The following is a 14,693-nucleotide window of genomic DNA, read 5'->3' on the forward strand; positions in this document are numbered from 1 at the left end:
TGTGCTGACCCGGTTCATCAAGATTCAGCTGATCCTGTTCACCATCCTGACCTTCATCGCCCTGATCGCCCTGGGCTGGTACTACCTGCGGGTGCCCAGCCTGTTGGGTATTGGGCAGTACAAGCTGTACGCGGACCTGCCCAGGTCGGGTGGCTTGTACGCGACGGCCAACGTCACCTACCGCGGCACCACCATCGGCAAGGTGACGGACGTCTATCCCACCGAGCGTGGCGCGCGCGCCGAGATGAGCATCGACAGCCAGTTCAAGATCCCGGCGGACGCCAGCGCGAACGTGCACTCGGTGTCGGCCATCGGCGAGCAGTACCTGGACCTGGTGTCCGAGGGCAATCCGGGGCAGTACCTCCCGGACGGCACCACGATCACCAAGAGCTCGGTGCCCAGTGAGGTGGGTCCAGCCCTGGACGCTGCGAACAAGGGCCTGGCAGTGCTGCCCAAGGAGAAGATCGACTCACTGCTGACCGAGACGTCGGAGGCCGTCGGCGGACTGGGTCCGGCGTTGCAGCGCCTCGTCGATTCGACGACGGCGATCGCCAGCGACTTCAAGGACAACCTCGGCCCGGTCAACGACATCATCAACAATTCGACGCCGATCCTGAACAGCCAGGTCGACTCGGGTGACGCCATCTCCCGGTGGTCGGCGAACCTGAACACGATCACCTCACAGACTGCTGAGCAGGACCAGGCGTTGCGCAGCGGTCTGCAGCAGGCGGCGCCGACGGCCGACCAGTTGAACGCGGTGTTCGGCGGGGTGCGGGAGTCGTTGCCTCAGACGCTGGCGAATCTGGCCATCGTCGCCGACATGCTCAAGCGCTACAACAAGGGCCTGGAGCAGGCGCTGGTGATCCTGCCGCAGGGCGCGACGATCGCTCAGGCCGCCACGATCTTCGACGGTGAGGGCCTGCTGCACTTCGGCCTGTCGATCGGCCAGCCACCGCCATGTCTGACGGGGTTCCTGCCCGCGTCGGAGTGGCGGGCGCCTGCCGACACCAGCATGGCGCCGCTGCCGTCGGGCACCTACTGCAAGATCCCGAAGGACTTCCAGGGCAACGTCGTTCGCGGCGCTCGCAACTACCCGTGTGCCGACGTGCCCGGGAAGCGGGCCGCGACGCCGCGGGAGTGCCACAGCAACGAGCCGTACGTTCCGCTCGGCACCAACCCGTGGTACGGCGACCCGAATCAGATCGTCACCTGCCCGGCCCCCGCCGCGCGGTGTGACCAGCCGGTGAAACCGGGCTACGTGGTTCCGGCGCCGTCGATCAACAACGGACAGAACCCGCTGCCCGCCGATCAACTGCCCGGGACCCCGCCGCCGGCGAGCGACCCACTGACCGCGCCCGGCCAGGGCTCGGTCAGCTGCAGTGGCCAGCAGCCCAACCCGTGCATCTACACTCCGGCATCAGGTCCGGCGGCCATCTACAGCCCGTCCAGCGGTGAGGTCGTTGGACCCGACGGGGTCAGGTATTCCGTGACCAACTCAAGCAACCCAGGAGACGACGGATGGAAGGAGATGCTGGCACCAGCCAGCTGAACCCCACCGGAGAACCAATCCGACACGACACCGGAGCGCAGGACGAATCAGCCGCGGCAGTCGTGACAGAGCAGGACGAGAACACCGAGCCGGAAGCCCTGGACGACGAGGGTGCCGCCGTGCGGCGCCCCGAACACCTGGGCCGGGGCTGGTTCGTCGCGATCTGTGCCGTGTTGGTGCTCCTGACGGCGGGCGTCGCCGTCGGCGGCTACCTGGCCCTGCGTTCCCACGACGAGAGTGAGGCGATTGCCCGCGACGATGCGCTGGCACTCGCGCGGGCGAAGGAGTGCGTGGCGGCGACGCAGGCTCCGGACATCGCGGCGATGACGGCGAGCCAGTCGAAGATCCTCGAATGCTCGACGGGTGACTTCGCCGTGCAGGCCAATGTCTTCGCGGGGATGCTCGTCGACGCGTATCAGGTCGCGGACGTGAACGTGCAGGTCTCCGATCTCCGGGCAGCCGTTGAACGGCACAACCCCGACGATTCGGTCGACGTATTGGTGGCCGTTCGGGTCAAGGTGACCAACGCGCAGGCGCCAAACCAGGAGCAGGGCTACCGGCTGCGGGTGCAGATGGCGCCGGCAGATGGGACGTACAAGGTCGCCAAGCTGGACCAGGTCACCTCGTGACGGCGGTGCTCGATCGGACCGACGAGTCGCAGGCGACCGGCGAGGAGACCATCCGGTACGCCTCCTGGCCGGCGCGTGCCGGCGCGCTCGCGGTGGATCTGCTGCCGGGCGTGGCCGTCATTGCCACGATGGTGTTGCTCGCGGCGACGGCGCCGGTGTGGGGCTGGCTGTGGTGGGTGTTCACGGCGACCGCGGCGGTGGCGGGTCTCGCCACGATCGTGAACCGCTGGCTGCTGCCGTCGATGACGGGGTGGAGTCTTGGCCGCGCGCTGTTCGGCATCCGCATCGCGACGCGATCCGGCGACACCGCGGGCACCGCCCGACTGCTGTTGCGCGACGTCGCCCATCTGCTGGACACGGCCAGCCTCTTCGTCGGGTGGCTGTGGCCGTTGTGGGACCGGCGCAACCGCACCTTCGCCGACTTCCTGTTGCGCACCGAGGCCAGGGCGATCGCGCCGGCGCAGGGCAACGTGCGCCGGACCGCGGGCATCGTGTTCCTGGTGGCCGCACTGCTCTGTGCCGCAGGAGCCGGCCTGGGCTATCAGACGGTCTACCGGCACGAGCGGGCCGTCGAGAAGACACGCACCGAGATCGCCGAACAGGGCCCTCGGATCGTCGAGCAGATCCTGACCTACGGCACGCCGACGCTCAAGGACGACTTCGCGAGGGCGCAGTCACTGGCCACCGACGGGTACCGGCCGCAGCTCGTCGCGCAACAGCAGGCCGTCCAGAAGGCGGGCGTCACCGCCAACGAATACTGGGCCGTGAGCAGTGCCGTGCTTTCCGCGGCGCCAGAGCAGGCCGCGATGCTGGTGGCTCTGCAGGGTCAGCGCGGAGCGGACCCCAACAATCTGAAGTTCATCACCGCGACCGTCCGGGCGGACTTCGAGCGGTCCGGTGACGGCCATTGGCGCGTCTCCAATCTCACCGTCCTGAAGAGGCCACAGACGAACGAGTCCGCCCGATGAGCCCGCGCCGCCAGGTCGACGCGGCCGACCGCGACTACTTCACGGCCGCGCCGAAAAGGCCGCTGCGGTGGGGGCTTCCGCTCGCGAGCACGCTCGCCTTCCTGCTCGCCGCGGCCGCGCTCGCAGCGAGCATCTTCATGGTGGTCGGTCACCAGAGCTATGACCGCACCCAGACCCGAGATGCGTCCGCACTCGACTACGTGAGCGGATTCATGACGACCTATACGACGTTGGATCCGTTCCACGCCAACGACTATGCGGACCGGGTGCTGGCGCAGGGCACAGGCGACTTCGCCAAGTCCTTCAAGGAGAAGATGAACGAAATCGTCATCCAGGTGGCGCGCGCCGAACCGACCACCGGCACCGTCGTCGCGGCCGGCGTGCAGCGCTGGAACGACAACGGCAGTGCCGACGTGCTGGTGGCAACGAAGATCAGCACCACCGGCGCGGACGGAAAGGCCATCGAGAGCGGCAACCGATGGGTGGTCACGACGATCGAGGAGGGACAGCAGTGGAAGATCAGCCAGCTGATTCAGGTGATCTGACCGCCGCCGCTCCCGTGCCGCAAGGCAAGGCGGGACGCACCCGGCACCGGATGCCGCGAGCGAAGCTGCGCGAGGAGGGCGAGGAGGCCGCGTCGGAAGACGGCGCCGCTGAACCCGATTCGGAACCGGAGGTCGCAGCGCCCGAACCCGACCCCGAGGCCGAGGCCGAGGCCGAGGCCGAGGCCGAGCCAGCCCCTCGCCGCCGCCGGTTCCCGTGGCGGCGATCGGCTCCTGCAGCGCCTGCCGAAGAGCCTGCCGAAGTCAGCGTTGCCGACGAGCCCGCCGAGGTCGAGAAGCCCGCGGGCGACGACGCGTCTGATGACGAAACCGCTTCCCCAACAACGGAATCCGGACCGTACGAACCCGATGACGACACGGGTGAAGAGCCCGATGAGCCTGAGCCAGTCCTGGTACCGCACCGGACGGCCGGTCGTGCACTGAAGGTGGCGGCGGTCGTCGCAGGCGTCCTGTTCGTCGGAGCCGCGGCGTTCGCCGGGGCAACGCTGCAGCCCTACCTGGCTGATCGGGCAGAAGTCCACACCAAGTTCGAGGTGGCCGAGACGGCGGCCACCGCCATCACGACGCTGTGGACCTATACGCCTGAGGACATGGACTCGCTGCCCGACCGCGCGGGCAAGTTTCTGACCGGTGACTTCGCCGTGGAGTACCGCCGGTTCATCGACGCCATCATCGAAACCAACAAGCAGGCCAAGGTCACCAACAACACGCAGGTGCTCGGGGCGGCGGTGGAGTCACTGACCCCGACGGAGGCCTCCGCGATCGTGTACACGAACTCGGTGGCCACCAGTCCGGTGACGAAGGGCATTCCGTCGATGCGGTATCTGTCCTATCGTCTGACGATGGAACTGCGGAACAGGCAGTGGCTGATCACGAAGATGACGGCAGTCACCTCACTGGACCTGACGCCGAAGCTGTAGACCCGCGGTGTCCGTCGTATCGCCTGTCTCGCACCGGATGACGGTCACCGCGTTGTTGCTGTTGACGTTCGCCACGGGCCTCGTCGACGCAGTCAGCGTGCTGGTGCTCGGCCACGTCTTCGTGGCCAACATGACGGGCAACGTCATCTTCCTCGGCTTCTGGTTCGTCGAGCGCTCCGGTGTCGACATGTCCGCCGCCGTCGTGGCGTTCATCAGCTTCGTTGCAGGGACGGTGCTCGGCGGGAGGTGGGCGCGTCACCTCGACACCCACGTACGCCGGTGGCTGACGGTCGCGCTCGGCACCGAGGTCGTGGTGTTGGTGACACTGTCGATTCTGGCCGGGACCGGCGTTCTGGCGTACCACGACAACGGGAAGCTGTTCATCATCGCTGGCCTCGCCGTGACCTTCGGCAGCCAGAACGCGACGGCCCGACAGTTCGGCATCCAGGAACTCAGCACCACCGTCCTCACGTCGACGATCGTCGGCATCGGCTTCGACAGCAGACTCGCGGGCGGCACCGGGCACCGGGAGAAGCTCCGCTACGGGGTGGTGGCGACGATGCTCGCGGGCGCCGTCATCGGCGCCACGATGACGAGATTCGCGGTGGCACCGGTGATCGCGCTCGCCGCAGCCGTGATCGCCGTGAGCGCCGCGATCTTCGGGTTCGCGCCGGCCCGGACGCCCGCCGGCCAGGCGTAGCCCGAGGTGGACGTCTTCGTCAAGCACAATCCCTCGGCTCCGCCGGGCTTCTTCGCCTGCGAAGCTGCCGGACTGCGGTGGCTTGCGACGGTCGAGGACGGCGCGGCCTGCGCCCACGTCGTCGGTCACGACGAAACGAGCCTCACCCTGCAGCGGCTGACCTTCGCGGCGCCCGACCGGGCAACAGCCCATGAATTCGGTGCCGGACTGGCCCGCACGCACGGTGCGGGCGCCGATGCATTCGGGTCCGCTCCCGACGGCTGGACCGGAGCGGGCTTCTTCGGTCCGCTGCATCACCCGCTGCCCATGTCGCTGCGGCCGCACCCGACGTGGGGCCGCTTCTACGCGGCGGAGCGGCTCGCGCCGATGGCCGAACTCGCCGCAGCCGCGTTGCCTGCCGAGGTGAGACGTGACGTGGCGCGAGTGGCGGAACGCTGCGCCAGGGGCGACTTCGACGACGACGACCTGCCGTCGCGTCTGCACGGCGACCTGTGGAGCGGCAACGTCATGTGGACGCCCGGCGGCGTCGTCCTGATCGATCCAGCCGCGCACGGCGGGCACCGCGAAACCGACCTGGCGATGCTGGCCCTGTTCGGGTGCCCACATCTGGACTCGGTGCTCGACGGCTATCAGCAGCAACGACCGTTGCGGCCCGGCTGGCGTGGGCGAGTGGGCCTGCATCAGTTGTATCCGTTGCTGGCGCACGTGGTGCTGTTCGGTGGCGGTTATGCGGCTCAGGTCGCCGCGGCCGCGCGGTCGGCAATAGCTATTGACGCCTAGGTAACACGTGATCGATGGACCAGGCAATACCGCGCGTTGAACCCAACGACGGCAAATGAGGTGTCGACGGCGATGCGCGCACATGATTCGACCGCGAATGCCAGCCCCCGGTTCCATTGCTTTGCGAAGATTGCAGACGGCCGAGGGTCGTTGCCTAGAAGCCGATTTCGGCAACCGAACTCCGGCACCGGTACGACGCCTCTTTCGCTCAGCAATTACTACTTAAACCACTTACGCAAGTGTTAACGTCCTGTGATCAAGCTGTTTGATCGGGGAAAGGTCACTGCAGATGGCGGGCAAACACCGCACGATCGGTAAACGGGCTAGGCGAATCGCGTTGCTGAGCGCCGCCGCAGCGACGGCGAGCGCCATGACGGTCGGAGTCGTCACGCCGACGCCGACGCCGAGCGCCGCGCGGGTGAGCACCGATCCCGTCGACCTCGCCGCCGCGATCCGGCTGCTGCCGAACTCCAATCAGGTTCCCGACCTCACCGGTGGTCTGGGCAACGCCGTCTATGACTTCGGCCAGGGTCTCGCCGACCCGATCATCAGGGCCGTCGTCAACGGCATCAACCTGTCCGCGCTCGCGCAGGCCGCCGGCTTGGATCCGAAGAGCCTGCTGACCACGCTGCTCGCGGATCTGCCCGCGAACCTGCTGCCGGGAATCCTGGCCAGCCTGTCCCTGGACATCCCGGTGCTGGGTCCGGTGCTGGACTCGTTGTCGGGCGGGAACCTAGCCCTGCTGACCCAGATCCTCGACCTGCTCGGCGTCGACGAGATCACGGACGGAACGCTGACCGGTCTCCTCGCCCTGCTGGGCCTGGACCTGTCCGATCCGCTCAACCTCTCGGGTCTGGACGTCCCCGGGCTGAACGTCATCACGCCAGGCGCCACGTTCGCCGCGCTCAAGATGTTCGGCCTCGACCTGGGCTGGCTGCCCGCGCTGCCGAATTCGGTGGCCAACGAGATCAACGGAACCGACTACGCGAAGCTTGGCGTCAACGGCGTCCTCAACGAGGTGCTCGACCGGCTGGTCGCGAACCCGCTGCTCGATCCTCTCGGACTGCTTACGGGTCAGCTCCAGAGCCTCATCAACGGGCTGACGAGTGGGATCCCCGACGTCATCGACGTCCGGGCTCCCGTCACCATCGGGATCGGGATGGGCGCCTTCGCCGCGGCGATGTCCTACGAAAAGGTGTTGGAACAGCTCAAGTTTCAGCCGGGTGGGTCCCAGTACGCGGGCCTTGATCCGCTGCTGGGCAGCCTGACCATCCTGCCCATGGTGCTGATCAACAACCCGGCGCGTCCAGACGGTGGCATGTTTGCCCGCTTCGGGCCGCTGGCGGCGCTGTTCGGCATCAACACCGTGAACCCCCACACCCAGGCGACCAGCGACGGCCTCGGGGTCCCGATACTCGGTACCGGAGTAACCCTCGGTGCGGCGAACCTCCTGCCGATCCTGGTCGACGCGACCTACGAGTACCAACCGCTGTCGGACTTCGCGTCCTGGCCGAATCCGTTCACGCTGGGCAACAACCTCGGTGCCGCCCTGATGCCCACCTACATGCTTCGCGGGCTGAGCCTCGACGGAATCGGGGACCAGGTCCTCGGTCAGGTCAGCGATCTGGTCGACGAATCGGTGCGCACGGGAAACCCGTTGGCGCTCAACGTGTATCTGACGTTGCACTCGGCAACGTCGCCGAGTCTGGAACCGCTGTACCTGGCATCGGACCTGCTCAACCTGGTGGGCCTGGGCCCGCTGGCGGCCATTCCGATGAAGCTGGCGAACGCACTCGCTCCGGCGATCAACACCCTGGTGAACGTCGGCTACGCCAACACGACCCGAAACCCCGACGGCACGTACACCCGCGACTTCACCAACGCAGGCACCGAGACTCCGTTCCTGTCGTTCCCCGACCTTGACTTCGGCAAGGTGCCCGGCGACGTCATCAATCAGCTCGTTGGCGGATTCACCAAGGAGTTCTTCAGCGCCAACCCGACGCCCAGTACTCCCAACGTGCTTGCCAATCTGCTCCACGCACTGCTGGGTGGTGGACTCGGTGGCATTCTCCCCGGAGCCGCCCAGACACCCGGTGGAACCCCGTCGGCCGCGGATCCGCTTGGCGGACTGACGAGTTTGTTGAACAACCTGCTCGGTGGACTCCTCGGTCCACTGACTCCGCACGCCGCGCAGCAGACCCCGGCAGCGCTGACCGCATCGTCGATCCCGTCCGCGACCAGCCGGATGGTGGCGTTGTCGGCGAACAAGGATGCGGCGACGGCGGATTCGGCCCCCGCGGCAGACGAAGCCAAGGATGCGACCACCGAGCCGAAGGCCGAAGAGCCCAAGGCTGAGGAGCCCAAGGCTGAGGAGCCGAAGGCCGAACAGCCGGCGGCGGAGAAGCCTGCCGAGGAGGCGCCGGCCGCGGAGGAACCGACGGTCGAGAAGCCGAAGACCGAGGAGCCCAAGACCGAGGAGCCCAAGACCGAGGACTCAACCGGTCCGAAGCACGCCAAGCCGGACGACGAAGCCGCGCCGGCCGCGTCGGGGTCGACCACGCCCAAGCACGCCAAGCCGGATCAGGACGATTCGACGGACGGCGGCACCACGACCGTGAAGACGCCGAAGCACGCCAAGCCCTCGCTCAACGTCGTCCGTGACGGCGTGACCGCCAAGTCGCCGACCGACGCGAAGCCGGAGGTGAAGTCGGGTGCCGACACCGGGAAGAAGGACGGGGGCGCAGGTTCGGCCGACTCTGCGGCCGACTCCTCGAGCAACGCCGCCTGACGGTCTAGAGGAACGCCAGCCAGCTGGGCAGCGCGCGTTCGCGCGAGTCGCACAGCACCTGGTAGGTGTCGCAGGAGCCCCTCGGTACGCCGGCTCCTGCCCACATGCCCCCGGTGTCGCGACGCAGCACGATCGCGGAGGAACCGCCGCCATCGAGTAGCACGGCGCTGTCGCTGCCCAGCCCGCGGAACAGGTCTTGGACCTGATCCGGGGTGTAGCTGCCGCCCTGGAAGACGTACATCTCGTCCTTGCCCTTGGCGTAACCGATCGCCGTGCGGGCGGCACTGGGGCCGCCGTCGTTCATCTGCCCGGTGTCGCCCGGCGCCAGCAGTCCGAGGCCGCTGACCGCGACGAACCGCATGCCCTTGTCCACGAGGTCGCCGATCACGGCGGACGCGGCGTCGTAGTCGTCGGGTGCTCGTGGCGGCACGACGAACGGCGCACCGCCGACCGGAAGGATCATGGTCGTCAGTGCCGTCCACACTTCGTCTCCGCCGGACAGGCCCTGCTTGCCCGCGTAGGGGATGGTGCCGGTGACGGCGGCGTTGGCTCGACCCTGCCCGCGGGTGTTGTCGACGTAGGCGCCCAGCGGTGAGCTGCAGCCCGTCGACTTCCAGGAGCCACCCTTCTGCCCGCGGATGTCGAAGAAGTTGGCGTTGATGGCGATGGTCGGTGAGCCGAGCGCCTTCCACGCCTGCAGTGGCGTGAACGTCTCCGACGCCTGCCACAGTCCCTCGCTGGTGCGGGCCCGCGGATCCCGTTCGCAGCGCGCTTGGTAGCCGGAGTGTGAGTCGACGAGGAGTCGGGGAGTTAGCCGTTGCGACGCGGCCTTGATGATCATCAGGTGGCCGCCGCTACTCATCTCGTACCAACTGCCGCTGGCGTTGAGCATCGGCGCGGCATTGCCACCGCCGAAGTTGTACACCAGGTACGAACCGCGCGTCCCGGCGATCGCATTCGCCAGGAGTTCGCGGCCATCGGCTGCGCGGGCGGTCGGCGCTCCCGCCGTCGTTGCCAGGGCCGCGCAGACCGACAGCGTCGTCACACCGGCGACGAACCGACGGAACTTTGCGGCTGTCTTCAGCACTGTCGTCCCTTCGGCAAATCGCTACGGCTCAGATAACAATAATCACAGCAAACACACTGTCAACTTTCGTCACAGCTGGATCACGATCGGATATCGAGCGAATTGCGTTGCGGGCTAGCGCCTTTGCCAAACGTGCGCGAAGGGGAGCGGTCGGGCAGAGGAAACGTTCGCGAGCGAAGCTCAGCGCCCAGGCGGCGCCAACCGGTAGATGGCGTCGGCGTAGTCGTCGGTGACGTACACGGCGCCGTCGGGACCTGCGACTGCCGCGACAGGACGGCCCCACCGCGAGCCGTCTGCGGCCTGGAACCCACCGACCAGGGTCTGCTGGTTGCCGAGACCGCCGTCGCGCCAAGGGAAGAACGCCACTTCGGGCGCCTGCGGCGGCTGCCGGTTCCACGACCCGTGCACGCCGATCAGGGCACCGTGCGAATACGGCTCCGGCAGTGTGCCGTCGACGAAGCTCATCCCGAGCGGTGCGGCGTGTGCAGCGAGACTCTGCTCGACGGGCGGCAGCGCGGCGCAGTCGAGCTTGCTGCCGTCGGCGTTGGTCTGCACGTCGCGGACGAAGGGCAGGTTGGCCGGACCGCCGTCGGGATTGCAGTAGGGCCAACCCAATTCGCGTCCGGGGGTCAGCTTCGCGAGGGATTCCGGGGGATGGTCGTCGACGTAGTCGGGGACGACTTGGCCGTACGAAGGACCCTGGTCGGGCACCGGCACGTTGTCGCGGTTGTTGACCGCCGTCCACAGCGAACCGTCGGGGGCGAACGCCAGACCGGTGCCGTTGCGGACCCCCGTGGCGAAGGGTTGAGCCGGGCCACCACCGGGCGGCACCCGCATGACGCTGGCACGGGGTGGATTCGCGGTGCGGTCCTCGGCCGAGACGTTCCCGGTCGAGCCGATCGAGAAGTACACCGCGCCATCGGGTCCCACGGCGACGCTCTTCAAGGCGTGGGCGTAGGCGCCTCCCAGGTCGGCGCTGCGCGCGTCCGGCAGCCCGGTGGCGATGGTGCGCCGGTTGGTAGCTGTCCCATCCGCGTAGTCGTACGCATCCAACTGGTCGCTCTCGGCGACGTAGAGCGCCGACCCGGCGAACGCGAGCCCGTGCGGCTGGTCCAAGCCCTCCAGCAGCAGATTTTCGCGGGGTCCCGCGCCCGTTGGCTGCAGCCGAATCACCTGGCCGGTCCGCGGTATCGACACCAGCAGATTGCCGTCGGGAGCCCACGCCGCGAGCCTCGGCTGCGGCACCCTTGCCCACACCGACAACGTCCAACCCTTGGGCACCAACGCCTTTCGCGGTTCATCGAACGGCGGTGCCGCGAGGTCGTCGGTCACCGTGACGGTGACCTCTTCCAGGCCGACATCGGCGGGTGGGCGCGTGGTGGACTCCGGCGGGGTGCCCTCGGCGGACCCAGGATCCGACGAGCACCCTGCCAGAACGAGGATGCCGACCAGGCCGGTGGCCACGGCCGGCCGGAGCCGACTACGCCGCGGCCAAGCCCGCATGCATTTCCCAGACCAGGATCTCCGCGGGTGCCGTCGCGGTGACCCGCTGACCGCCGGACGCGGTGAACCTGACGGCGTCGCCCTCGGACAGCGGGCCCGCCCCTTCGAGGGTGACCTCGCCACGGGGCACGAACAAGTGGAGGTATGGGGCATGCGGCAGCTCGACGCTGTCGCCGGGCTGCAGTCGCGCACCCCGCAGGGCGGCGAAGCGGTTCTGGATGGTGATCGCGGCGTCGTCAGCGTGCTCCGGCATGCCCGAGGCGATGGTCACCAACTTGCCGCGAAGCAGCTCGTCGTCGATCTCCAGCTGCTGGTAGCCCGGTGTGATGCCGGACTCGTCGGGGACCACCCACATCTGCACGAAATGCACTGGCTCCTGGTGGGTTTCGTCACCGGTCAGCGTCCAGGAGTCGTTCTTCTCGGAGTGCAGGATGCCGCGGCCTGCGGACATGCGTTGCGCGAGGCCCGGGTAGATGACGCCGGAGTGGCCAGTGGAGTCCTGGTGCAACAGCGACCCGCGCAGCACCCACGTGACGATCTCCATGTCGCGGTGCGGGTGGGTATCAAACCCCTTACCCGGCTTGACGATGTCGTCGTTGTTCACCAGGAGCAGACCGTGGTGGGTGTTGGCGGGGTCGTAGTTCCCGCCGAACGAGAACGAGTGCTTGGAGTCGAGCCACGAGATCTTCGTGGCGGCGCGGTCTGCCGCACGCCGGACGTCGACGGTTTCAGTGCTGGTCATTCCGATCACTCCTCGGGAGGTCTCCGCCAGCCTAGGTGGCCGGCACTGGACAGGACAACATAGATGATGTGTCATGTATTCCGTGTGGCTGACCGATGACGAGCAACGGGTGTGGCGCAACCACCTGACGATGACGGCACGACTACAAGCGGCGATGGGCCGTCAGCTGCAGGCCGACTGTGGCCTATCGCTGTCCGACTACGACGTGCTGGTCGCGCTCGACGAACGGCCCGGCTGTCGGATATCGGAGCTTGGCGAGCGGCTCGGGTGGGAGCAGAGCCGGCTGTCGCATCAGTTGAGCCGGATGCGCGTGCGCGGGCTCGTCGAACGCACCGGTGCCGCCGACGACCGGCGGGCGGCCACCGTCGACCTCACCGACGAGGGCCGGGCGGCGCTGGCGTCGGCCGCTCCCGGGCACGCCGAACTGGTCCGAGCGATGGTGTTCGACGGGATGAGCGCGGCCCAGTTGCGCGCGCTGGATGGATGGACATCGGAGGTCCTCACACGGCTGGGGCAGGCGCCTGCTTAATCTGTCCACGTGGACATCAATGGAGCCAGCGCAATCGTCACAGGTGGGGCATCCGGCATCGGAGCGGCCTCGGCACGTCAGTTGGCCGACAGGGGCGCACGCGTCGTCGTCGCAGACCTTCAGGCCGAACGCGGCGAGGCACTCGCCAAGGAGATCGGTGGCGTGTTCGTCACGGTCGACGTCACCAACACCGAGCAGATCGAGGACGCCGTCAACACCGCGGTCGATCTCGGACCGCTGCGGGCGCTGGTGAACTCGGCAGGCATCGGCTGGGCCCAGCGCACCATCGGCAAGGACGGCGACTTCGCCTCGGCGCACAACCTCGACGCCTACAAGAAGGTGCTCGCGATCAACCTGGTCGGCACCTTCGACTGCATCCGCATCGCCGCCACCGCGATGAGCCGGTTCGATCCGACCGATACCGGTGAACGCGGCGCGATCGTCAACATGACCAGCGTCGCTGCCTTCGACGGTCAGATCGGGCAGGCCGCCTACTCGTCGTCAAAGGGCGGCGTCGTCGGCCTGACGCTGCCGGTCGCTCGCGACCTGTCGGCGGTCGGCATCCGCGTCAACACCGTCGCCCCCGGTCTCATCGACACCCCGATCTACGGCGAAGGGGAAGCATCGGAGGCGTTCAAGGCCAAGCTTGGTGAGTCCGTGTTGTTCCCACACCGCCTCGGCAAGCCGGAGGAGTTGGCCTCGATGGTCGTCGAGCTGATCACCAACTCCTACATGAACGCCGAGGTCGTCCGCGTGGACGGTGGCATCCGGATGCCACCGAAGTAGGGGTTACCAGTCCTTTTCGTCGAACGTGATCACGCCGCGGATGTTCTTGCCGTCGAGCATGTCCTGGTAGCCGTCGTTGATGTTCTCCAACGAGTAGGTGTTGGTCACCATCTCGTCGATCTTCAGCAGCCCCGACTTGTACAGGCCCACCAGCTTCGGAGTCTCGACGTGCGAGCTGCCACCGCCGAAGATGTTGCCCTTCAACGTCTTCTGCAACATCGTGAACAGGAACAGGTTGAGCTTGACGTCGACGTCCATCAGCGACCCCATGCCCGTAACGACGCAGGTTCCGGTCTTGGCGGTCAGCGTCAGCGCCTCTTCGACGTACTCGCCGCGCATCTCGCCGACCGTGATGATGACCTTGTCCGCCATCACGCCGTGAGTCAGGTCGATGATCGGGGCGATGGCCTCGGCCATCGACGGGTAGGCGTGCGTGGCGCCGAACTTGCTCGCCTGGTCGCGCTTCCACTCGTTCGGATCGATCGCGATCACGTTGCGTGCACCCGAGATCACCGCGCCCTGCAGCGCGCTCATGCCGATGCCGCCGACGCCCACGATCACGACGGTCTCGCCAGGCAGGACCTCGGCGACGTTGGTGGCCGAGCCGAAGCCCGTCGGCACCGCGCAGCCCATGATGGCGGCCGTTTCGAACGGCACGTCCGCGTCGATCTTGACGACGGAGTCCTTGTGCACCGTCATGTACGGCGCGAAGGTGCCGAGCAGGTTCATCGGGGAGACCTCTTGCGACCCGGCGTGCACGCGCGACGTCCCGTCGGCGATGGCCTTGCCGCCAAGCAGCACCGCGCCGCGATCACACAGCGACCGGAAGCCCTTCAAACACGGCGGACACTGACCGCACGCCGGGATGAAGGCGAGGATGACGTGGTCGCCCTCCTCGATGCCCGTGACGTTCTTGCCGACCTTGGTCACCACGCCGGCGCCCTCGTGGCCGCCGAGAGCGGGAAGGCCGATCGGCGTCGCGCCCGTCGTCACGTGATAGTCGGAGTGGCACATGCCCGCCGCGTGCATCCTGATCTGGACCTCGTCGGCGACGGGATCACCCAGATCGATCTCGTCGACCTTGAACCCCGCATTGAGCTCCCACACCAGAGCACCCTTGGTCTTCATGGCGGCGATCATAGAACACGT

At 67.6% G+C, this 14,693-nt stretch carries 14 protein-coding genes; 10 read left to right on the forward strand and 4 right to left on the reverse strand.

All coding sequences use genetic code 11. From position 1 onward, the window contains the following. Position 1 precedes the first annotated feature (1 nt). The 8 genes from N536_RS0100225 to N536_RS36955 all read left to right on the forward strand — a co-directional run bounded on the left by N536_RS0100225 (position 2) and on the right by N536_RS36955 (position 8,897). Positions 2–1,549: a virulence factor Mce family protein gene (locus tag N536_RS0100225; RefSeq protein WP_029111767.1), complete on the forward strand. Its 1,548-nt coding sequence runs from the start codon at positions 2–4 to the stop codon at positions 1,547–1,549. Beyond that, positions 1,519–2,178, forward strand: a complete 660-nt coding sequence (locus N536_RS0100230) for a hypothetical protein (RefSeq protein ID WP_029111768.1) — start codon at positions 1,519–1,521, stop codon at positions 2,176–2,178. Before N536_RS0100225 ends, N536_RS0100230 begins: the two co-directional genes overlap by 31 nt. Beyond that, positions 2,175–3,146 carry an RDD family protein gene (locus tag N536_RS0100235; RefSeq protein WP_029111769.1) on the forward strand — a complete coding sequence of 324 codons (972 nt, stop codon included), beginning with the start codon at positions 2,175–2,177 and terminating at the stop codon, positions 3,144–3,146. The genes N536_RS0100230 and N536_RS0100235 overlap by 4 nt, the downstream gene beginning before the upstream one ends. Then, positions 3,143–3,691 (forward strand): hypothetical protein, encoded by a 549-nt coding sequence (locus N536_RS36950; RefSeq protein ID WP_036435127.1) that lies wholly within the window; start codon positions 3,143–3,145, stop codon positions 3,689–3,691. The genes N536_RS0100235 and N536_RS36950 overlap by 4 nt, the downstream gene beginning before the upstream one ends. Then, positions 3,658–4,629, forward strand: coding sequence for a hypothetical protein (locus N536_RS0100255; protein WP_029112410.1), 972 nt, complete (start codon positions 3,658–3,660; stop codon positions 4,627–4,629). The genes N536_RS36950 and N536_RS0100255 overlap by 34 nt, the downstream gene beginning before the upstream one ends. A gap of 7 nt (positions 4,630–4,636) precedes the next feature. Then, on the forward strand, positions 4,637–5,329 hold the full coding sequence (locus N536_RS0100260) for a YoaK family protein (protein WP_029111771.1): 693 nt from the start codon (positions 4,637–4,639) through the stop codon (positions 5,327–5,329). Positions 5,330–5,335: 6 nt separating this feature from the next. Beyond that, the gene (locus N536_RS0100265; protein ID WP_029111772.1) at positions 5,336–6,109 is read left to right on the forward strand and encodes a fructosamine kinase family protein; all 774 of its coding nucleotides are present in this window, start codon (positions 5,336–5,338) and stop codon (positions 6,107–6,109) included. Positions 6,110–6,479: 370 nt separating this feature from the next. Next, positions 6,480–8,897 (forward strand): hypothetical protein, encoded by a 2,418-nt coding sequence (locus N536_RS36955; protein ID WP_155948361.1) that lies wholly within the window; start codon positions 6,480–6,482, stop codon positions 8,895–8,897. Positions 8,898–8,901: 4 nt separating this feature from the next. Here the strand turns inward: N536_RS36955 and N536_RS0100275 are convergent, their stop codons facing one another. From N536_RS0100275 to N536_RS0100285, 3 genes are all read right to left on the reverse strand, one after another. Then, positions 8,902–9,984 (reverse strand): phosphodiester glycosidase family protein, encoded by a 1,083-nt coding sequence (locus tag N536_RS0100275; RefSeq protein WP_029111773.1) that lies wholly within the window; start codon positions 9,982–9,984, stop codon positions 8,902–8,904. A 180-nt stretch (positions 9,985–10,164) separates the two neighbouring features. Then, complete coding sequence (locus N536_RS0100280) at positions 10,165–11,487, reverse strand: sorbosone dehydrogenase family protein (protein WP_029111774.1); 1,323 nt, start codon at positions 11,485–11,487, stop codon at positions 10,165–10,167. Beyond that, positions 11,465–12,229 (reverse strand): pirin-like bicupin family protein, encoded by a 765-nt coding sequence (locus N536_RS0100285; protein WP_029111775.1) that lies wholly within the window; start codon positions 12,227–12,229, stop codon positions 11,465–11,467. Before N536_RS0100285 ends, N536_RS0100280 begins: the two co-directional genes overlap by 23 nt. 73 nt (positions 12,230–12,302) lie before the next feature. Here N536_RS0100285 and N536_RS0100290 point away from each other — a divergent pair, with 73 nt between their 5' ends. Continuing rightward, positions 12,303–12,758, forward strand: a complete 456-nt coding sequence (locus N536_RS0100290; RefSeq protein WP_029111776.1) for a MarR family winged helix-turn-helix transcriptional regulator — start codon at positions 12,303–12,305, stop codon at positions 12,756–12,758. Between the two features lie 9 nt (positions 12,759–12,767). After that, positions 12,768–13,544 carry an SDR family NAD(P)-dependent oxidoreductase gene (locus tag N536_RS0100295; protein WP_029111777.1) on the forward strand — a complete coding sequence of 259 codons (777 nt, stop codon included), beginning with the start codon at positions 12,768–12,770 and terminating at the stop codon, positions 13,542–13,544. A 3-nt stretch (positions 13,545–13,547) separates the two neighbouring features. Here N536_RS0100295 and N536_RS0100300 read toward each other — a convergent pair whose 3' ends face one another. Then, a complete protein-coding gene (locus N536_RS0100300; protein WP_029111778.1) occupies positions 13,548–14,672 on the reverse strand; it encodes an NDMA-dependent alcohol dehydrogenase in 1,125 nt (374 codons plus the stop codon). Between the last annotated feature and the right edge of the window lie 21 nt (positions 14,673–14,693).

It is taken from the genome of Mycobacterium sp. URHB0044, assembly GCF_000620625.1.
In the GTDB taxonomy this organism is placed as follows: Bacteria; Actinomycetota; Actinomycetes; order Mycobacteriales; family Mycobacteriaceae; genus Mycobacterium.